The organism is Microcoleus sp. M2_D5 (assembly GCF_036701935.1).
In the GTDB taxonomy this organism is placed as follows: domain Bacteria; phylum Cyanobacteriota; class Cyanobacteriia; order Cyanobacteriales; family Microcoleaceae; genus Microcoleus.
On the sequence record NZ_JAUBRP010000092.1, the window covers coordinates 1 to 21,795 of the forward strand.

Annotated in this window: 11 protein-coding genes; 6 read left to right on the forward strand and 5 right to left on the reverse strand. The window is 47.1% G+C overall.

The window, feature by feature from the left end; all coding sequences use genetic code 11:
• Positions 1-181: 181 nt before the first annotated feature.
• Entirely contained in the window at positions 182-4,135 is a 3,954-nt protein-coding gene (locus QUA50_RS26055; RefSeq protein WP_333263815.1) for a PAS domain S-box protein, read from the reverse strand.
• Between the two features lie 638 nt (positions 4,136-4,773).
• Here QUA50_RS26055 and QUA50_RS26060 point away from each other — a divergent pair.
• The gene (locus tag QUA50_RS26060) at positions 4,774-5,361 is read left to right on the forward strand and encodes a cytochrome b (RefSeq protein WP_333263812.1); all 588 of its coding nucleotides are present in this window, start codon (positions 4,774-4,776) and stop codon (positions 5,359-5,361) included.
• Here QUA50_RS26060 and QUA50_RS26065 read toward each other — a convergent pair.
• The gene (locus tag QUA50_RS26065; protein WP_333263809.1) at positions 5,346-8,945 is read right to left on the reverse strand and encodes an alpha-mannosidase; all 3,600 of its coding nucleotides are present in this window, start codon (positions 8,943-8,945) and stop codon (positions 5,346-5,348) included. The two genes, QUA50_RS26060 and QUA50_RS26065, sit on opposite strands and share 16 nt — an antisense overlap.
• Before the next feature lie 166 nt (positions 8,946-9,111).
• Between QUA50_RS26065 and QUA50_RS26070 the strand changes: the two genes are divergently transcribed.
• From QUA50_RS26070 to QUA50_RS26085, 4 genes are all read left to right on the forward strand, one after another.
• Complete coding sequence (locus QUA50_RS26070; RefSeq protein ID WP_333263806.1) at positions 9,112-11,079, forward strand: hypothetical protein; 1,968 nt, start codon at positions 9,112-9,114, stop codon at positions 11,077-11,079.
• Between the two features lie 493 nt (positions 11,080-11,572).
• On the forward strand, positions 11,573-11,689 hold the full coding sequence (locus tag QUA50_RS26075; protein WP_039887172.1) for a photosystem II reaction center protein I: 117 nt from the start codon (positions 11,573-11,575) through the stop codon (positions 11,687-11,689).
• 297 nt (positions 11,690-11,986) lie between these two features.
• Positions 11,987-14,515 (forward strand): DUF3769 domain-containing protein, encoded by a 2,529-nt coding sequence (locus QUA50_RS26080; protein WP_333263803.1) that lies wholly within the window; start codon positions 11,987-11,989, stop codon positions 14,513-14,515.
• A gap of 12 nt (positions 14,516-14,527) precedes the next feature.
• On the forward strand, positions 14,528-15,304 hold the full coding sequence (locus tag QUA50_RS26085; RefSeq protein WP_333298664.1) for a hypothetical protein: 777 nt from the start codon (positions 14,528-14,530) through the stop codon (positions 15,302-15,304).
• Between the two features lie 141 nt (positions 15,305-15,445).
• Here the strand turns inward: QUA50_RS26085 and QUA50_RS26090 are convergent, their stop codons facing one another.
• Positions 15,446-15,961, reverse strand: coding sequence for a phycobiliprotein lyase (locus QUA50_RS26090; RefSeq protein WP_333263798.1), 516 nt, complete (start codon positions 15,959-15,961; stop codon positions 15,446-15,448).
• 852 nt (positions 15,962-16,813) lie between these two features.
• Between QUA50_RS26090 and QUA50_RS26095 the strand changes: the two genes are divergently transcribed.
• On the forward strand, positions 16,814-19,042 hold the full coding sequence (locus QUA50_RS26095; protein ID WP_333263795.1) for a beta-propeller domain-containing protein: 2,229 nt from the start codon (positions 16,814-16,816) through the stop codon (positions 19,040-19,042).
• A gap of 85 nt (positions 19,043-19,127) precedes the next feature.
• On the opposite strand, the gene QUA50_RS26100 is transcribed toward QUA50_RS26095, so the two are convergent.
• Both QUA50_RS26100 and QUA50_RS26105 read right to left on the reverse strand, forming a co-directional pair.
• Positions 19,128-19,802, reverse strand: a complete 675-nt coding sequence (locus QUA50_RS26100; RefSeq protein WP_333263793.1) for a Uma2 family endonuclease — start codon at positions 19,800-19,802, stop codon at positions 19,128-19,130.
• A 226-nt stretch (positions 19,803-20,028) separates the two neighbouring features.
• Positions 20,029-21,438 carry a heterodisulfide reductase-related iron-sulfur binding cluster gene (locus tag QUA50_RS26105; protein ID WP_333263791.1) on the reverse strand — a complete coding sequence of 470 codons (1,410 nt, stop codon included), beginning with the start codon at positions 21,436-21,438 and terminating at the stop codon, positions 20,029-20,031.
• Between the last annotated feature and the right edge of the window lie 357 nt (positions 21,439-21,795).

Below are 21,795 nucleotides of genomic sequence, written 5' to 3' on the forward strand. Positions count from 1 at the left end.
TGAAAGCCCGTCCTTAAAAGACGGGCTTTCAGGCCCATCCCACTTTCAAGAGTGGAAGTTATTTAATTCTCATTCCTTACTAACACCAGTTTCAAAAAAGAATGCCACAGCAGACAAGCTCCAAACCAGCAGCTTCATCAGTAATTCCCAAATCTAAAATCTCAAATCTAAAATAACCTGACTAATCATTAATAGCCACTCGATCGCGCCCGCCAGACTTAGCTCGATACAGTGCCTTATCCGCCGCTTCAATCAACATTTTCGGAGAATTTTGACTTGGCGAAACTGCCGCAACTCCCAAGCTGAGAGTCACACAATCGCTGACAACAGACTTGATGTGGGGAATTGCCAAGGCTTTGACGCGCTGGCGGATTCCCTCAGCAATAGCCTGTGCAGCGACGACATCCGTATTTGGCAAAATTACCCCAAATTCCTCGCCGCCGTACCTAGCAGCCAAATAGAGGCGTTCTGCGGGTGCGTTTGTGCAAGCATCCCCGATCGCCCGCGCCACTTGCTGCAAACAAGCATCCCCGGCTTGATGGCCGTAATTGTCGTTGTAAAGTTTAAAACAGTCAATGTCGCACAGAATCAAAGATAGCGGTTCCAAAGAGCTCGACTGTTCCCATTCCCGGTTGATCACCTCGTCAAAACGGCGGCGGTTAGCTAGTTGAGTCAGACTGTCCAAATTCGCCAGCCCGTCCAACCGCTGGTTGGCTGCAGCTAGCTGCTGGTAAAGTAAAGATTGTTCGATCGCGATCGCCACTTGAGTACCCAACTGACTCAGTAAATCCACATCAAACTGCTGCCACTGGCGGGGTGCCGAACAGTGGTGGGCAATCAGCAAACCCCACAACTTCGGCACTTGACAAGAACTGTTACCTTCCCTCGGTTCTATTCCCTGCTGGACAATCGGCACTACCAAATTTGCCTTCACCTGACAAGTCTCCAAAAAATTAAGGTGACACTCGCTCAAATTAGAAGCATGAATATCCTCTACGGCGCGAATGCGGCCCTTTAAATACTGTCCGATGTAAGTATTGGCAAAACAGCAATCGTCAATTGCCATCCCCTTGAGTGGCATCCATCCTTCTGCAACCGACTCCACCACCACATCTCCGTTCCAGTCGGGTCGGAAGCGGAAAACCAGCACGCGATCGGTTGCCAAAAACTCCCGCACTTCCGCTACTGTAGTGTTGAGAATATCTTGGAGATCCAGAGAAGAACGAATGCGCGATTGAATCTGCCCGATCAGGCGTTCCCGTTCTATTTGTTGCCGCAGCGCGACTTGGGCTTGCTTACTGTGAGTAATGTCCCGACCTTCCGGCAGCAACAATACTATTTTGCCAGTTTCATCCGCGACTGGTTTGAGAGAAAAATCAACAGTTGCCGTCCGATTTACACCTTGAACTTCCACTTCATAGCGGACAAATTCACCTTTTGCCGATCGAGAAATCGCCTCCTGCAACTGTTCCTGAACTTTCTCAGAATCTCCCCACCAAGGCAGCAGCCAAAACGGCTTATTTGCCACATCCCGTAGCTTAATTCCCGCAAAATCCAGAGAAGTTTGGTTAGCTTCCAGCAGAGTGCCGTCCGGTTTCAACAAGCTCACAAATTGGAAAGAAGAATCAAAAATTGCCCGAAAGCGCCTTTGAGAATCTCCCAACATGGCCGTCACCTTTTCGCGAGAGGTAATATCGCGGAAGCGCCACACCCTGCCAATAATATTTTGTCCGACGCGAATCGGCTGCGTGTAGCGCTCAAAAGTGCGGCCGTCTTTAAATTCTAGAATATCGCAACCTTCCGACTCCGCATCGCTATAAAATTCTTTAACTCTCTGCAAAAAAGCCCTCGGATCTTTCACTTGCTTCGTGAGGAATGCCAGCCGCACCGTTCTATCCATTGAGTTTCTAACTTCTTCATAAATTCCCCACATTTGAACTAACTTTTCGTTATAACTAATCATTTCTCCGGCAGTAGTAACGGCGAGGATGCCGTCGGCAGTTGCTTCTAATGTAGCGTGCAGCAGAGAGCGCGATCGCTCTAATTCTGCTGCGGTCAATTTGCGTTCCGTGAGGTCTCGGACTGCTTTCACCTGAACTAAACGACCTTCCCAAAATACGAATTTGCTGCGAACGTCAGCAGGAAAAGCAGTTCCATCTCGCTTGAGAAAAATAGTTTCACAGACTGTATTGCTGGCGGCAGAAATCATTTGTGGCGCCTGTTTGTATGATTTCGGCGACAGTAGTTCCAGCAAACTCATTCCCACCATTTCCGCAGGTTCGTAACCGAAAAGTTGGGCAAAATTACTGCTGACGCTCAAAATGGTGTCGCGGTCAGCCACGGCAACAGCTTCAAAATAAGCTTCGCATTCGAGCAAGCGCGCTGCTGACTGGCTGCTGCCATTTTCCCCAGAGGAATAGCTGTTGTTAATTAACTGTTGCAATTGCGTATTTGCCGAGTACAAAGCGGTCATGGCTTGCCTGTACATAGCAGTACGTTTTTCGACTTTTTGTGCGAGGCGATCGCGATATTCTCGCAATTCTTTTTCGACTCTAATTAAATCAGTAATATCTACGGCAAACACGATGACACCAGCGACTTTACCGGTTTCATCGCGGTAAGGTATTTTATCTGTCCGCACCCAGCATTTTTGACCCGATGCTGTTGGTAGCAGTTCGACTTGCCCCTGTTTGGGAACGCCGGAATTGATTACTTCCAAATCTTCTAAATAATATTGCTCTGCTTCGTCTGGATAGATTTCATAAAAAGATTTACCTTCTAATTGAGCTGCGGGCAAACCTCTCGATGCAGCGGCGGCTTGATTAATTCGCAGCAGGCGACTTTCGGTATCTTTGAGCCAAATCATCGCCGGCACCGAATCAAAAATAATTTGCTGTTCTTGCTGCTGCAGCCGTAGTTCGGCTTCTGCTTGTTTTCTTTTAATTATTTCTTTTTGCAGTTTGTGGTTAGCTTTTTTGAGTTCAGCAGTGCGTCTTTCTACTCTTTCTTCTAGTTGATCGTAGTATTGGCTTAGCAAGTTTTGCTGCTGTTCGTGCCGCACGGCTTCTAATTTTAACTTTTCGCTAGTTGACAAACTTGAGGACACAAAATCTGCTAATATTTGGGTAAATTCGTGTTCTTCTTCCGTCCAATCACCGTCCGAACCCTGGCGTTCGGCGCTGATTATTCCCAACCTTTGACCTGCTAGCACAATCGGTACGTTTAACAGAGAAGTGCTGCCCCTATCGAGCAAATAAAGACCGACCAGTTCTCGCGTTCTGGGGTCATTTTCTGCTGCCACTGTTGCGATCGCGCTTGCAGATTTTAAAGCTTGAAAATATGCCGGACAGTCGGCTGCTGTGATGATTATTTGTACGGAATGGAGTTTAGTATTTTGTTCGTAAAGGTCGATGCAGTGAAGCTGCGTTTGGTCTTCGCCGTACAGCCAAATACTTGCTCGATCGCAGTTGACAATACTGACAGCGGTTTCTGTTACTTCGCGGATGAAGCCTTCTAGATTGTTGCGTTGTTTAAGCTGACTTTTGGCTAATTTTGCGATCGCTAAAGTTGGACTGCGCCAATTTACCCTCTGGTTGGGCGAGGTGGGTGACTGCGAAGCAGCCTTAATTTCTTCACAAACTAACAGTACAGCCGGCCGTTGGAAATTGGCAATTGAACGACCCTTGCTATTTTCCTCTATTTTCCAATCAACCGCCGGCATCGGGCGCGCGGTTGCTTGTACCCTAATAATCCTGCCATCTTTGCAAGTCAAGCAGCCTTCCCAACAGGCAATTTTAGGAGTTGCCGTACCGTTTTCCGGCTGAACCAATCCAGCAAATTCTGCCTGCATTTTGCCTTGCTCTTGGCAGTAAAATATGTTAAAAATTGAATGACAAATTAATTCTTGCGATTTGTAGGCGAGGCGAGACGCACCAAATTGATTGAGCGAAAAAACTCTTCCCAAAGCATCTAGAACGAAATAAATGCCCGGAAAATTCTCGTAGAGAGTTCCATACCAATCTTGTTCGACTTGTTGGCGGCACGCAAGTTTTGCTGTCGCGAACTCGCCCTCTGTGTCGGTCAAGTGAGAATAGTTGGTTTCGGGGTTGCTTGAATGACTTTTTTTAGCAAACACTTTTAGCTTAACTCGACTGTAATTAATTTTACTTTCTGGAATTTAACTTTTTTGTGAAACTAAATTAAACCTGTTGTTTGAAAAAAGTTACAAGTTGTAACAAAAATACCACTTGTCCAGCGTGCTGGTTTTCGCTTCCCCATCCAACCACTGTGTTTGTTTGTAGCTGGTACACGGTCTGCCGACGATATTTCCCGCTAGTTGCAATGCCAGCAGGTTTAGCTGCAATTACCCCGTCTGTACTTTTAACATCCTAGACAATAAAAAAATCGGCAATTAATGGTTTTAAGTATATATGATAACACTCAAATACCTAGTATTGGGACAGACCTACTTCGGATTTGATTTGGGATATTTGCCGGGGCGGCGGATGAACCAGTCGGCGGTTGCAATTATCGGGTCAGATGAGTGCGGTGGCTTTTGGGGATACTCGACCTGAAAACTGCTTGAGAGGCGATCGACCCCAGTACGATGTTTTGTATTGGGAATGACGATCGTGAATATACTTAATTAGACTATTTAATAAATATTTATAATACTTAAGTTAAGTAAATCTTATAATGCACAATCGGCCACTGACTTTAGTCCTATAGCTTATACTTAATCTTGTCCAGCAAACGCTAAGGAGGTAAGGAACAGTGACTACCCAACCCGCTGCGAAACCCAGACTTAATTCTGCGTTCAAACAACTGATGTCCTTACACTGGGTGATGTCAGCTTGCTATTTAGTGCTGTTTATTGGCGGTACGTCTATGGCTAGATTGCCCAGAGGCTTGTTTATTCGAGGCCCCCTTTATGATTTTCACAAATCCGTAGCGGTGCTGACAATGGCTTTACTGACTTGGCGGATTTTAACTCTGTTGCGGGTATGGTGGAAAAAATATACAAAACGCCTGCCAAAGTTTACAAAGGAATGGTACAAAAATTTTGCTCTGCACGCGACTTTGTACGTTTTTATGTGGCTAGTTCCGGTTACAGGCTTCTTTTTTTCTAACTCTTTCAAAAGTAACAATGTGAAATTTTTCGGCATTGTTTTACCGGATGTGTTTCCGCAGAATTCCGCAATGGTTGATTTGGGAAGGAGTTTGCATTTTTGGCTGGCGTACACATTTTTAGCGTTCGTAATTTTGCATATTTTAGATCGGAAGAAAGTTGTGAGAGCTAATTGGCGCAGGTTGACAAATTTTGTTAGCAGTAAGTTCCCAAAGTCTCAAAAGGTTGGATAAATGTCCGATGGGGTACTATTCTCCATTGGTAATGATAAATTGACTGCAAAACTGGCTATTTTCCACGGTGATATTCTGAAACTTGTCCCATCGTCTGAATTCTGAGACAAATTTATGGGTTGTTCTAATAAATCGACGGGGTGACTAATCGCCAAACCCAAATCGCTCTTTAATTCCAACTTCGCCTCTTCACCGTGACACTCGCAACACCGCAAAATCCACACATTAGAATCATCTTCCGATTGTTTGAATGCCATCAGCACTAAATTGTCAGCGGACAAATCCAAAAACTTGCCAACTGCGGGCAGAGTCTTGTAGTCATTTTTCTCTAACTTGGGCAACACCTTTACTAGCAGCGGCAAATTTAACTCGTGCCCCTGTCGAACTGTGTCGGCTTCTTGCCAATTTCCAGCATGGGGATAGACTGCACAAGTAAATTCCGAAACTCCTACATCTGCTTGTTCATCCGGCCAAGTCGAACCGCGAAGCAAAGTCAGCCGAATTCGATTCGGTTGAAGGTCGCAACCGTATTTGCAATCGTTGAGCAAACTCACTCCAAAACCGTCATTGCTGATATCAGTCCAGCGCAAAATCGGCACTTCCCATTTGGCTTTTTCGGCGGGTGTTTGCGGCTTGGTTGTGCGTGCGATCGCACCGCCGGGAATTTCGCAAGTTGCCAAGTCTGCTTCTACATTTAACCCAAAGGCTGCTTTTACTAAAACGTGAGTTTCTTGCCAATCAGCCACTGTCTTGATTTTCAGCAGCGGCGAACCTATTTCTACTATATAATCTTGGCAAAACTCGGATTTACCAATTTGTCGGACTACCCGCAAACTCTGCCGTATTTCTCCCTGTGCTATCCAGGAAATATCTTTCAGTATCGGCGCTGGTAGTTGATGTTTTTCATAATTTGGGTCGATGTTCCAAGCATCCCAATATTGACCGCTGTCTTGAAATGCTTGCAGTTGATTGCCGCCTGCTGCATTCAGGACTTCTCTGTTATTTACTTTATCCCAAATGCTGGATAAATCCCCGGTTTGTCCGTCTATTGTTGCCCGAATAAATTCATTTTCTAAAACCATTTGTGCGGCTGAAAAATGCGTTTCTTGACAAGGCGTGTTTTTTTGTGCTATACCGTATGTAAGTTTTGATAAATCTGTCTTTTTTTCGGTTTCTGGACTCGCGGACGGATTATCTACAGTTTGAGCGTCTTCGCGACACAGCCAAAACACCCGGTAGCCAACGGCGGGAATATTATTTGCCCAAAATAACAGTGTAGATTGCGATTGCGGTCGATCGCCCCTGACAATCTGCGAAGCCAGTCGCCGTCGGGAAAAATCGTAAATTTGCCAAGCTGAATCAGCGGAATCAGGAAGCGGTACAGCGACAACCTCAGAGCGATCCCAATTGAGAGTATTGAAAATCAAAATCGGTTGAGCGTCAGGCTGCGGAGGGGAAGGGAGAGAAATTTGAGCCGAGATGGCATCCAAAGATTGTAGCAGGATTTCGCGACAAGTGCGATCGACCTCAGCAAAAGCTAGATTAGCATCTGCATAAACTTGGGCGATCGCAGAACCGGGCAAAATATCGTGAAACTGGTTAAACAAAATTTGTTTCCAAGCAGATTCTAACTCAGATTTCGGATAAACCGCACCAGTACAAATAGTTGCCAGCGAAGACAGCAACTCAGCTTGGTAGAGCAATTCTTCGCAGCGGCGGTTTTGGCGTTTTTGGTCGGCGCGAGTCGTGTAGCAACCCCGGTGGAATTCTAAATAAAGTTCGTCTTGCCAAACGGGGAGAGTTTTGAGTTGTGAGATGGGAGGATTTGCATCCTTCATTGGCGACAAATTGAACAATTCTCGCGCCCGCAAATTCTCCTGATTGTCCGATTGTGGAACATCGCTTTCTGGCTTAGTTTCCGCAACTGCAGGCAAAAACTGACTCTCAATCAAAGACAAATAATCAACCGCTTTCGCAAACTCCAACTTAGGGAAAAAAGGCGACATTTTCCAGCGTTTCCCCACCTCCAACATATCACGAGTCGGGCCACCGCCGTGGTCGCCAACCCCAGGCAACCAAAGAGCATCTAGCAAATTAGTTTTAGCTTGCCAGTCAAAAGCATAACCTGCCATTTTCACAGCTTCTATACTTTCACCAATGGGAGGAGACATCATACTAAATATTTTAGTACCGTCCAACCCTTCCCACCAAAAAACACCGTGGGGAAATTCCGTTGTATCGTTCCACCGCAACTTTTGCGTCACAAAATAATCAACTCCACCTTGCCGCAAAATCTGAGGTAATTGCCATCCAAAACCGAAAGTATCCGGTAGCCAAGCCACCCGCATCAATTCCCCAAAATTTTCTTTTGCATAACGCTGTCCGTAAAAAACTTGCCGCACCATTGACTCAGCAGAAATCAAGTTTAAATCCGGTTCTACCCACATCCCGCCAACAACTTCCCAGCGTCCGACGGCCACCTGTTTTTTAATCGCAGCAAATAAGTCCGGGCGATGTTCTTCCATCCAAGCATAAAGCGCCGGAGTTGAATGGCAGAAAATCAAATCTGGAAACTCCGATTGCAATTTCAATACCGACTCAAAAGTTCGCTTTGCCGCGTCCCAAGTTTCCGGGACAGGCCACAGCCAAGCTAAGTCTAAATGAGCGTGACCCACCAAATAGATTTTACCTGTATATATAGATGTGCGATCGCCGCTTTCTCCTATATATATAGATGTAGCATTGCTACTTTCTCCCACCTCAAAAACCTCATCTCTTCTTCCTCCCTCTGCGCCCTCTGCGGCCTCTGCGGTTCCCTCATCTAAATCCCCCAAAAAAGCCCGCAGATATCCCAGTAAATTGTGCCGCAAAACAGACAGCGAGCGATCGAACTTTTCGCGATCGCCCACCGCCGACCAATCAATCAAACCAAGCGCCAAATCAATCTCAGATTTCAGCATTTCCCCCTTGACAAACCTGGGGCGATTTGCTATTATTTCGGTGGGGAGGTATTGGGAATTTTTAATTTCTAAATTTTGACTTAGCGAATTTTGCAAAATCTCTAATTCGGCAGCCACAAAACCCGGATCGAAACAAGAAGAGTCAGCAGATTCGTACAAACAAATCGATCGCACTAAAGCACCGCTATCGTGACCCGGACTTACCAACCGCAAAATTACTAAAAATTCATCTCCGGGATTAGCCGACGAACTCAACAAAACTCGATCGGCAAAATCAAATAAATCTCCCTGTCCGACTAACTCGCCGTTGACAAAAATTTGAGCATCTTCTGCCCACCAAGTCAAACCCAGCAGCAACCGCAAACCAACCACAGGATAGCCGTGCAAATTGTCAGGAATTACAAATTGCTGGCCCAAAGACAAAACTTGCTTCCCAGACGGCCAAGCAATATGTCCTTTGCCGTTAAGTTCGGCAACAGGGCTGTTACAAATATTTACCGAAGAAACCGCCGAGTCAGAATCGCAGTACCTCCAACCAGACTGAACCTCCACTTGACTGAGGCGGCGCAACTTTTCGACAGCGGCAGAAATATTGTTGCTAGCAGGTGACACAGAAGCGCTCATTTTTAGCTAAAATCAAAATTGGGTAGGAATCAAAGATCGGATTGAACCGCGAAGACGCAAAGGACGCGAAGAAATAAAGGTTTCAGAGGGTTTGAAGCGGAGATTAAGATATCGCTTTGATTTTACAGCAATATTTAGCAATTCCCTGAATTCAATAATTAAACTTATGTCCAACGGTTACTACGGCCCATACCAAAGCCGATTATTAAATTTTATATCGAAACAGTCCCGCCAAGTCGCCGACAATTGCGATCGAACTTGGCGTCAAATTAAAGAAACAACTCTCACCGCCACCCAAATTCTGCTTTATCCGGCTTACTTGCTGGTGCAAAGTTCCCGAATGCTGGGCCGACAGTTGCGGGCATCAAGTCAAAAAGTAGATTTACCGGAATTGCAAGAATTTGGCGGCGACGAAAATCCCGATTTGCCACAAAATTGGTATCGGGGGGAAGTTTCCGAAGAAAGTTCGATCGCCGAAATTTTGCACCTCGCCGAAAATTTGCTAAACTCGTCGCAAACCGCGAAAACTTTAGCCAGCTTCCCGCTGTTAATTAATCAAGGAAATGCTGCTAACAATTTACCTCCGGCTATCAATTTTAGCGGACAAACCGCCAAGCATCAAACCACTTCCGTCTTAGAACACCCGCTTGCTAAAACTGAATTAAAACCCCAACCGAAAGTAGAGGGAATCGCCAGTTTTATACCAGCCCGCACTTTAGTATTGGTCGGAGGTGAAAATCAGATATTAGATATTTTGACACCCGAACAGCAGGAAATTCTCGAAGGTAGCATAACTTGGGAAATTGCCAACAGCGGGCCCGAACGGCGGGAAATTACCCAAAAAGAATTAAAATTTAATCTCGGTTTGGAGTCAGCGGCGAAAAAAGCGCAGTTGCCGCCGATGCGTCGTTTTTGGGAATTGATGGCATGGCTTCAGACGAGTCCGGTTGCCCTCAAAAGAAATCAGTTTGGAGAATCAATCCTCGCAGTTAAAAAATCGATCGACCGCAATGCCATCCTAGTCCAAAAAGCCCGCGCGCAGATCGAAGCAAAAACCGCACAGCAGTCAATTGCGGCATCGAATTCGATCGACCGCAATACCCCAAAACTAGAAACTAATTTTAACAGCAAGTTCGATCGACCCCCAACTCCTCTCTCCTTTGTTACATTACTCGATCGCGCCGCCGTCAACATCGAGGAATTAACCCTCCCGCCATCGGCAAAAACAATCGCCGCACCCACAGAAGCCCCCGGAGTCAAAATTGACACATCCGGATCAGACGCCTATGTAGATTTTTCCGCCCGCGACATCCTCGAAAAATACGCTAGAAACATCGAACAAATGATTTGGTCGTCAGTAGACCATCTTTTGGGCAAAGAAACGGCAGCCAGTGATAATACGGAGAAATCAGTTGCTATTCAGTATTATTTGAAACAGCGACAAAAACAAGAAAATACACAAAACAGCCCAGAGGTCGATCGACCGTGGCTGAACTGGCAAGACTTATTCGGGGAAGCAGCACCGCCGCATTTAATCGACGGCAGTTGCGAAACCGAAATAGCACAAACTAGCCCAAAAGTCAAACCCCAAATAGCAGAATTAGGAGAATTGCCCGAAGGTCGATCGAGCGCAGTCCCAATATCCCCTTACCCCGAAGCACTTAACCGCCTGCTGGGGCAGCTAAAACAGAGCTTGCTCGCAAAAAGCCCAAAAAGTCAACCCCAAACAGCATCTGATTTATCTGATTTAGCAGTTACTCAAAAAAATAGCTCTGCACTTGCAGCAGAATCAACCCCAGGGCGCGCGCCGGAAACCCAAGTGCCAAAAAACACCAACCCGAACACCCCACAAAACAACCAATCCCCAGTAGCAATCACCGCGCAAACCAGCAGATACACCGCCCCAACCCGCGCTGCTGCTGAACCCAAAAATCCCAGCGCAGGCGTCCCCCCCGATGGCGAATACTTAGAAACAAAAGCAGAATCGATGGGATACATTAAGCACCCCCTAGAACAAGTGCTCGAATGGCTCGATCGAATCATGCTGCGGCTAGAAAACATCGCCGAGCAACTCTGGAATTGGGCAAAAAGCAACTTGGCAAAAATCCTCAAAAACAAAGAGAAAATTGACTAATCTGTAGCTTATTAAAAAATACCCTGAAAACCCGCTCGACTAGAGTCCAGGGATGAAAGGGCCAGGCAGGATAAATCCAGCCTATCAGATATACCAATTGCACAAATGTCTGGCAAGTGTGCTATTGTCAAAAGAGTCAAAAGTTGCGAATTTTGAGAAATCAAGTATCTAGCTTAACAGCAGTACGGATGCTCAAAATAATTAATCACAACCAATACAAAGGTTCTGAACCGATTAAATCGTCAGTAAAAGACGTTAAAACCTACCCCCGGACTGGAGGAAAGTCACGACCGAGGAGCTAGTTGCAAGACTAGGATAGCAGACCGCCATTTTTGGCAAAAGGATTGCGCCCGGAAACCCTGGCAATAGGGATATTAAGGCCCGAAAGTCTTAAGAATCCCCGTCGCGATCGCGCCGGGAGTGTCAAGATAAAAAAGTTGCCACAAAAGCAGCTAATCAGCTCAGTATTATGCCATCTTTGGAGACTACCACAGTGCTAACCCTCAAAATCGTAGTTAATGTAGTTGTTTTATTTTTTGTTTCCCTGTTTATATTTGGATTTTTGTCCAATGACCCAGCTCGGAACCCCAACCGCAGAGACATGGAATAAACAAGTTATCCCGGCCACTTGCTGGGGGCACGCCACCGCAGCCCCCCAGTAAGCCCCCAAACCCGCAAAAATTAGTCGCACAAAACTTGACCTCGCACCATCGGCGAGGTTATCTTGTGTCGGAAGCAAGTTCAGACAGCCATATTCCGGCGCGCCCAAGCCACGGCAAATTTCAGATGTCAGATTAATTTCTAAACAGTTGCCTTTTAGAGGCAAAAATTTTCAATAAATTGCACCCTATAAAATCTAAAATCTAAAATCTAAAATCTAAAATCGGATGACTTACCTGTTGTAACTATGCCCTATCCGGTACCGCCGCCCGAACCCTCTGCCATCATCTACATCGCAAAGCCAAAAAAAGTCGCCCTCACTGTGGCGGCCGGCGATGGAGACACCCGCAGCAACCCCGCAGAAATACCGGAACCAAGCCCAGATATCTTTCAGCCAGAACCCACACAGGCCCCAGCAGAACCCGCAGCCACACTCCTCGGCACCACCCCAGCCACCGATAAGCCTCCAGAAATCGCCGACCCCCTAGCGGAAGTCGAAAGCGGCGAGGCAGTGGTGGGATTTCAGCGCCGGCCTCCTGCGGGAGAACCCGAAACTGCGGAAACTCCGAAAGATTCCTCGTTTACGGCTTACCAATTGGGTTCGGTAGAAAATGCGATTGCCATTCGCAATCGGAAACGAACCGCAGAGGCGCAGAAACAACAGGAGAGGAATCTTGCCGGAAAGCAGGAAAGTTGGTATCAGGCCCAAGGCCGGCAGTTAGAAGATAACTCCCCCGAACCTGCGGAGATTCCCGTTCCAGAACCCGCGCTAGAACCAGCACCCAGCGGGCAACAGCAGTTCGACATTCCCGCACCGGGAACCGCCCCCGCACCCAGAACGCCCCCTGCGCCGACACCGAAACCTAAGCCAGCCGCGCCGGGAGTCCGCACCCCCCCAGCAGGGCGGACTGTGCCTTTTCCGGTGACTCCAGCCGATACTATCGAAGTTAAGGCCGACAGCCAAGAATTCGACGACAAGCAGCAAATTGTGACGGCGGTGGGTAATGTCGTTGTGCGGTTCCGGCAAACTGTGATTGATGCCGATCGGGCGATCGTCAACTTAGTCACCCGCCAAGTGGTAGCATCTGGCAATGTCGCCTATACCCGCGGGCAACAAGTAGTGCGCGGCCAGCGGATGGAGTTCAATCTCGGCCTCAACAGCGGCGCAGTCGAACAAGCCAGGGGGGAAATATTCCTGCCCGCAGCAGGTAGCGAATTGACCCCCACACTGCCGACAGATATTAGTGCCGGGACGATTCTCGAACAGCCGCTGAGCGATCGAATTACCAGCCAGCAGCCCCTGCGCGGAGTCAAATCCCCCGGCGCCGCTACAGTCACTATCGGCGGCGGCGGACAGCTAGCAGCCCCCCAAGTTACTGGTGCCGTCAACCGCATCCGTTTTGAAGCAGAACGCATCGAACTCCTGCCAGACGGCGCGAGGGTAGCAACCAACATTCGGCTTACCAACGACCCGTTTTCCCCGCCGGAATTTGAATACAGGGCCCGGAGGGCGACGATTAGAAGGATTTCGCCCACGGCAGAGGAATTAGTCACAACTAAACCCCGCTTGGTGTTCGACAACCGGGTGAAAATACCCGTGTATCCCCGCAGGCAAGTGTTTGACAGCCGACAGCAAAACGGCCCGTGCTTGACCTTTGGTTACGACGGGGGAGACAGAGGCGGTTTGTATGCCGAGTGCGGTTTTGAGGTGTTGCAAAACGGGCCGGTGCGGCTGACTCTGACGCCCCAAATTTACCTGCAGCGTCTCGTGGCAGAGAACGGCGGCAATCCGTTTTCTCCCGACAGCTACGGGCTCAAAGCGAGGTTGCGCGCTAGTCTGGGCCCGCGCACCAGCCTCGACGGATCGGCAATATTTCTGAGTTTTGAAAATTTCCCGAATTTGCCGGAAGACAGCTTTCGGGGCAATTTGCGCCTGCGACAGTCGATCGGCACTCACACTCTGGCTGCAGAATACAGTTATCGCGATCGGCTGTTTAACGGTTCTCTGGGCTTTCAAACCGTGCAGAGCAGTCTGGGGGCAGTCCTGACTTCCCCAGTCATCCAACTCGGAAGCACGGGCATCAATCTCAGCTACCAAGCCGGGTATCAATTTATCAATGCTGACACCGATCGACCAGACTTGCTCGAACCAGTGCGGGAAAACAACCGCGTCGATCTGGGGCGTTCCCAAGTTAGCTTCGCCTTAAGCCGCGGCTTCAACCTCTGGGAGGGCGAACCGCTGCCCCGCACTCCCACCCAGGGTTTGAGGTATACGCGGACGCCGGTGGTTCCTTTCTTGCAACTGGCCTTGGGACTCCGGGGAGTTGGTACTTATTACAGCAGCGGCGACAGACAAAATTCCCTCGCCGGCAGCGTCGGCATTCAAGGGCAGTTCGGTCATTTCTCCCGCCCTTTCCTCGACTACACTGGGTTTAACGTGACTTATACCCAGGTGGGGCGGGACGGTATCTCGCCGTTTTTATTCGATCGCTTAGTAGATTTGAGAGTCCTGTCTTTTGGGCTTGTCCAGCAAGTTTACGGAGGCTTTCGAGTTGGATTTCAAAGTGCTATTAATTTAGAAAGCAGGGAAACAATCAGTACGAATTACACTCTAGAATACAGCCGCCGCAGCTACGCAATCATTTTGCGTTTTAATCCTGAGCGTCAAGTCGGCAGCCTGACTTTTAGAATTAGCGACTTCAACTGGAATGGGACTCCCCAACCTTTTTCCGGGGACGCGCGAACTGTAGAAGGAGGTGTGCGTTTATCCGATTAATTCACTTGGTAATTGGTAATTAGTGATTGGGAATTGGTCATTGGGAATTGGTTATTGGGAATTTTGAACCAACCGCCAACAGAAAACAGTCCACAGAAAACAGTCAACAGACAACACATGACAGAAGTGACCGCAATATCTGCACAAGCAGCGGCTCTGCTGGTTCACTACGGTTTTGACCTAGGTGGCAAAAAAGCCGAGAAATTGGCGGGTGAATGGCTGACCAAGTATCCCGGCTATTGGCTTCGTTTAGCAGTGGTTGAAGCGCTTTATCAAGGCCGCTACAAGGCTGTTTCGGTGGGACAGCTATTGAGTATGTGGCACCGGATAGGTGAACCTCTCTATCATTTCAATCGCGAGTTTGAACGCTTGGTATGCAATAATTTTCCTCAAAATTTAACCGGGGAAAGTGCTGCTCAACTGTCACCGGAAGATATACTTTTATCGCACCAGGAACCGGAAGTAACTGCCGCAGAGTTATATTTGCGTGGGCCGTCAGGGGTGCAACTTGATGTGGCGCTTCATGCAGAAGTCCCGAACACAGAAGCAGAGGAAACAGGAAAATTACCTGCAGCCGACGATCGCACAAAAGAAAATACAGAATTTGTAGTATATGAAGATGTGGATGTTACTGCCCTCGCCGATCGAGCCGAAGCCGAGCAAAAATTAGCAGACAAACCCGTGGCAAAATCATTCCCAGTTGTCAAACACACTGATTTTCATACCAAGTTAAAAGCGATTGCCAGAGAAGGCCGAAGAAAGAAGGGAGAAAGCAGAAATAGAGTGTAAACTTTGGGAACTATAGGCTTTCTCAGTAACATGAGGTGCTCTCGCGGGCATCGGGCATCGGCCAAAGAGGGCATCGGACATAGGCATAGGACTCGCCCCCATACCTCACCACGCTTGAGAACCGCTATAGATAGTTATTTGTTACTTTTCATTTTTGGCACTTCCTCCCATCCGAATTTCCGAACAAAAAGAAGCTTGTTCCGTACCGTTAGCTTGCTTAACAACGCTAGTCCGCAGCCGCAAATTGGGCATGAGATACCACAGCCTTTCTTCGGCATGGAGGGTGTCTGATTCTGTAATCAATGTCAGCACGTCGCCGTCCATCACGTAGCGGCTGTTACCTTTGTCTTGCAACACTTTGCCAACGCTTGGATTGTCGGGATTTGGTACGATCGCTAGTATTGTAGAACCGATTTGTTTAGCTTGGTCGCGATCGGGAATACCGTCCCAACTAATCCGAACGCTAGTTAGCTTAGTTGAAGCCGGGTTAATCGAGTGTTGTTGGCAAAGTTTGACGACGGCTGCATCGCTAGCTGTCAGTATTTCTATTTTGAGGTCGGATTTACCTGCCTGCAATTGGCCAGAATGGAGATTGTGTACGGTACGCTGAGAAAACCATTTACCTGCACTTAACTCGAAAAACTCGATAACATCCATGAAATTTGTCTCTAAAGTCAATACTGCTTCATTTGCGATCGTGACTTGCGCGCTATGGAGTCAGAAACCCGGTTTCTTCCTGCGTATCTAGCGGTCAAACCAATGATTTTGTCTAGAAACCCGGTTTAAGAGTGCAAGTCCTTTTTTATATTTTAGAGGAAGGGGGCGCACCTGCAAAGCTTTCTGAGAGCTTTGGGCGAAACAGATTGCAAATGCCGCCCTGGTACGAAACCCAACCTGGGGGGACATCTGCCTCGCTGATGCGGCCGACTTGACAGAAAATTAAAGCATCCGCCATCATATTTCGTTATAAAAAGTCTTTTTCGCACATTAAATAGGATTGCGATACCTAAAATTTTTTAGCTTTGACAATTCCCGCATCCAGGATACCCGCCACGCGATTCATCCGTCCAGAAATAAAAAACTTGTATCCGAGAAACTTGCCGAACGTATTTATCTCGCGCAAGTCAAGGCTTCAATTCTTTAATCTAAAATCTAAAATCGCGCAATCGATTGACAGTGTCTATCGACCATCACCGCCCAAATACCAGCTATGTTAAGAAAAACAACGATATATGTGAGTTTTTGTCGATCGATCCGTAAATAGGGCGTTGCTGAGTTTAAGTATATGGGCGGGGATTTATTGTAATCCCACTGCTGGAAAATGCTCAAAGCCGACTCCGACTAAAACACAAGCAATTCATCGAACCATCGCCAAACCGAGGACAGCAAGCCTATAGCACATAGCATTCAAATATGTCATGCTAAGTCTAAGAGAAAAGATTCTCGATCGGCTTTTCGGTAGGGTGCAGGTAGCGATCGTATACATTTAAAGAACACATCCGTAAATTTATGACCGAGTTTAAACAAGGGCTGGATAAAATCCAGCCCGCAGAACAGACGAACTACCTGGGAATATTGCCCAGTCAGCTAGCAGCGACTTCAGACTCCGAAAAATTATACAGCTTACTAACAGATTACAATTTTATTAAAGCCAAGCTGTCAGCATCGGGAGTACAGGCGCTAATAGAAGATTACGATTTAGCAACAAGTCCCGATATTATCTCAGACCAAAAAGCCGACCAACTCAAATTAATCCAAGAAGCAATTCGGCTGTCAGCCCACATTCTAGCCGCAGATAAAAGCCAACTAGCCACCCAACTAATAGCCCGCTTGATGCGCTTTGAAAGTCCAGAAATTCAAGCCCTGCTAGCACAGGCAAAACATCAAACAACCCCCTGGCTGCGACCGCTAACGCCCAGCTTTACCCCTCCCGGCGGAAGATTGCTGCGTACCCTCACCGGACATACAGACTGGGTACAAGGTGTAGCAATCACCCCCGACGGCAAGCGGGCAATTTCTGCGTCCTCCGACCATACTCTCAAAATTTGGCACTTAGAAACAGGAGAAGAACTTGGCACCCTCAAAGGTCATCTTACCTACGTCAATGCTGTAGCTGTAACCCCCGACGGTACTAAAGTAATTTCCGGTTCTTGGGACAATACAATTAAAATTTGGGATTTAGAAACAGCGACAGAAATATTTACCTTTGCAGGCGATACTTTTGCCGTAGAAGCAGTAGCAGTAACTCCCGACGGCAAGCGAGTAATTTCTGGTTCTTGGGATGGCAGTATTAAAGTTTGGGATTTGACAAGCAGGGAAGTAATTTTTAACTTCAAAGGTCACAGCAGTTTTGTCCAGTCCGTAGCAGTAAGTCCTGATAGCAAACGGTTGATTTCCGGGTCAGGAGACAACAGCATGAAAGTCTGGAACATAGAAACCGGAAAAGAACTTTTTACTCTCACCGGTCATACAGACTGGGTAAAAAGTGTAGCCGTTACTCCCGACGGCGAAAAAATAATTTCCGGCAGCTACGACGAAACTGTTCAAGTCTGGAGTTTGCCAGAAAGAAAGCAACTTTTCACTTTAGGAAAACACAGCAGTTTCGTTCAAGCTGTGGCAGTCAGTCCCGACGGCAAACGGGTAATTTCGGCGGCCGGCGACAAAACGCTGAAAGTTTGGAATCTCGAAACAAAAGAAGAACTTTTCACTTTTACCAATCACATAGCCCCAGTGAATGCTGTGGCTGTTACCCCCGACGGCCAGCGGATAGTTTCTGGTTCCTCCGACAAAACTCTCAAAGTTTGGCACTTAGAAACAGGCAAAGAAAATTTATCCTTTGCAGGTCACGATGACTGGGTAAATGCCGTAGCAGTGACGGCGGACGGTACGAAAGCGATTTCCGGTTCAGGAGACAACAGCATTAAAGTCTGGAATCTCAAAAACGGACAGGAAATTTTAACTATTTCGGGGCATCAAGATTGGGTAAAAGCGATCGCAATCACACCGGATAGCAAGCGAGTAGTTTCGGGTTCCGGCGACAAAACTGTGAAAGTTTGGGATCTAGAAACCGGAAAGGAAATCTTTACTTTCACGGGTCACACAGACTGGATAAATTCTGTGGCAGTGACGCCAGACGGAACGATGGCGATTTCCGGTTCTGGAGACAAAACTATTAAAGTTTGGAATCTAGAAACAGGAGAGGAACTTTTTACTTTTTTAGGTCATGAGGACGGGATAAAAGCTGTGGCAGTTACTCCCGACAGCAAGCGGGTTATTTCGGCTTCCGGCGACCAAACTCTGAAAATTTGGAGTTTGGGTAAAGAAAAGAATATTTTGGCAAATCTCTGGAATTTAGCCGTAAAAAATCTACTTTTCACTCTCAAAGGTCATGAGAGTTTTGTGAATGCTGTGGCAGTTACGGCCGATGGCAAATGGGCGATTTCAGGAGGGCGGGAACAGAATTTGAAAGTTTGGGATTTGTCAAGTAGAAAAGAAGTTTTTACTTTGGCAGGTCATGCTGATGCGGTAACATCGGTGGCGACTGTGGGAACAAAGGCAATTTCTGTTTCGGACGATAATACTCTCAAAGTTTGGGATTTGTTAAGTCGAGAAGTAATTGCTAGTTTCAGCGGAGATAGTGCCTTGAAAGCTTGCGCTATTGCACCTGATGGGGTGACAATCGTAGTGGCGGAAGCTTCGGGACAGGTGCATTTTTTGAGGTTAGAAGAGGGGAAATAGTCATTAGTCATTAGTCATTAGTTATTGTGCCGATCGCACTTTTGCTAAAATTTAAAAGTGCGATCGCTCTTTTCCCCAGTCTAGTTTACAATTGTTCCGGGTCAATTCCCATCGATCGCAGTCTTTCTGCCAGTAAAGCAGCCCGCTGTTCGGCTTGTTGGGCCCGCAGTCGTTCTTGTTCCAAGCTGCGAGAAACATCCTCATAACTTGCAAACGGTTGGCCGTCAGGGCGATAAATTTGCAACTCTTCACCCGACAAATCAAAGCGAATTCCCAGTCGCGGGCTGACCCAATTTTCGATCGCATCAATTACGTCCAAACGCCCCCCTGAACGCATCCAACCGCTGAAATCGTTGCGTTCCGGGTCGTACAGGTAATATTCATCTACGCCGTGGCGATCGTAAAATACCTGTTTTTTATTCATTTCTGTTAGTTTATTACCGGGAGAAAGAATTTCAAACACTACTTGCGGCGCGATATTTTCTTCTTCCCACTGCTTGTAAGAACCCCTATCTCCTTTCGGTCTGCCGAAGACTACCATCACATCCGGGCCGATAGAAGTTTTGTTATCTCCTTCGACGGGATACCACAGCAAATCCCCCGCGACAAATACATTCGAGTCATCGGCAAAAAGCCACGCTAAATTTTGTTGGATGATGAGTATCCAGCGAAATTGTTTGGTATTGTCAGACATCGGTTGGCCGTCGCTGTCGGGGTAAATTACATCGGCTTTTTGAGGAGACTTGAGTTGAGTTACCATAACTGTTGTCCGGGGTTAGGGACGGTTTAATTTAATTTTAGCTTGTAGGAAGAGTGAAAAGTGCGATTAAGAGCGGGATAGCTAAGCCGCGCGTACTTTCTCAATACAATAACCTACTCATCTTTCTCTCTCTTCTCTTCCTCTGCGCCCTCTGCGCCCTCTGCGGTTCATAAAAAAAATCTCACTCAGCATCGAAAATAGGGCAGACACCGCCCGCCCTACAAAACTACTTCCGCAGCAACTTCACCCCGCGAATAGAATAATCCAAAAGCTCAATTGGGTGCATCAAAGTAACTGTTTTTCCCTGCAACTCCAAATGCTTCTTAATTTGCAAAGAACAACCCGGATTAGAAGAAGCAATCAACTCCGCCCCAGTATTCAGCAAATTCTCCACCTTTTGCACACCCAACTCATCAGCCACCTCCGGCTGAAGCATATTGTAAACCCCCGCACTCCCGCAGCACAAAGCCGCATCCACAGGTTCTTTTAACTTCACCCCAGGGATTTCTTGCAGCAACTGACGCGGCTGCAAACTAATCTTTTGCCCGTGCAACAAATGACAAGCATCCTGATAAACAATTGTCAAATCTCCCTCAATCAAAGGATTGAGTTTCGCCGTAATTCCCGCACTTGCCAAAAACTCTTGCACGTCCTTAACATTAGCAGCAAATTTCTCAGCTTTCTCCCGATATTCCGGGTCATCTGCTAAAATGTGACCGTATTCTTTCAAAGTATGGCCGCACCCAGCAGCGTTGATAATCACAAAATCAACACCAGTATTTTCAAAGCTATCAATCATTTGTCTCGCCAAAGATTTCGCCTGTTGGGCTTGGCCTTGGTGTTCCGGCAAAGCAGCACAGCATCCCTGACTTTTAGGAATCACAACCTCGCAACCGTTAGCCGTCAAAACTCGCACCGTAGCTTCATTAACAGGCGAAAATAACAGCCGCTGCACGCAGCCTAAAATCACGCCGACTCGATAGCGTTTCTCCCCTTGTGCGGGAATTACCTCTGGCAAATTATCGCGGAAAGAATCGACAGTAACTTTCGGCAAAATTGATTCCATCGCCGCCAAGCGGGGAAATACTTTTTTCAGCAAACCTGTTTTGCGGATAAGTTTTGGCAGTCCTAATTTTTGATAAATAAACAGGGGTACAAGCAACGGCCGCAATCTGTGAGGATAAGGGAATAGATTAAAAATCAGAGTGCGAATTACATTGTCGGAAAAAGTGCGTTCCTGATTTCTAGTAACTTGGTGGCGAGTTGCGGAAATTAACTTGTCGTATTGAACTCCAGAGGGACAAGTTGTAACGCAGGCCAAACAGCCCAAACAAGTATCGAAATGCTGTGAGGTTGCTGCGTTTAAAGGTGCGTCGCCTTCATTAATTGCATCCATTAAATAAATGCGGCCTCTGGGCGAATCCATTTCTTTGCCGAGTACGCGATAACTCGGACAAGTTGACAAACAAAAGCCGCAGTGTACGCAAGTATCGATTAATTTCGGATCGGGCGGATTGTTGGGGTCGAAACCGGGGATTTCGAGGGTTTGCAAGTGTGGATTTTGTGCTAGAAAATTGCTTTCTTTAGCTGGTTTCAAATCGTCGCTGGGAATTTGAGATTTTTCTGAAGTTTGCATATATGGCAGAAGTTCGGCAACGGATTATGTAACGGATGTAACGGATGTAACGGATGTCAGTCCGAAGGAAGAAGGAAGAAGAAAAAAGTTTAGTTATGTAGGAGAGAAGTCAGAAGCAATCGACCGCATGGATAAAGTGCAATTAAGAATGTTCTAAACGTCCCAACCAAAACTTCTCTTCATTTCTCTTCCTTCGCGGTTCGTTAAAAAAATCTAGTTCACAAATGATGTAGACCGGGATTCAATAAAAACTGAATTCCTGACTACAACCTTTAAACTAAGGAATGAGAACTAAATAACTTCCACTCTTGAAAGTGGGATGGGCGTCCCGCCCGTCTTTTAAGGACGGGCGGGACG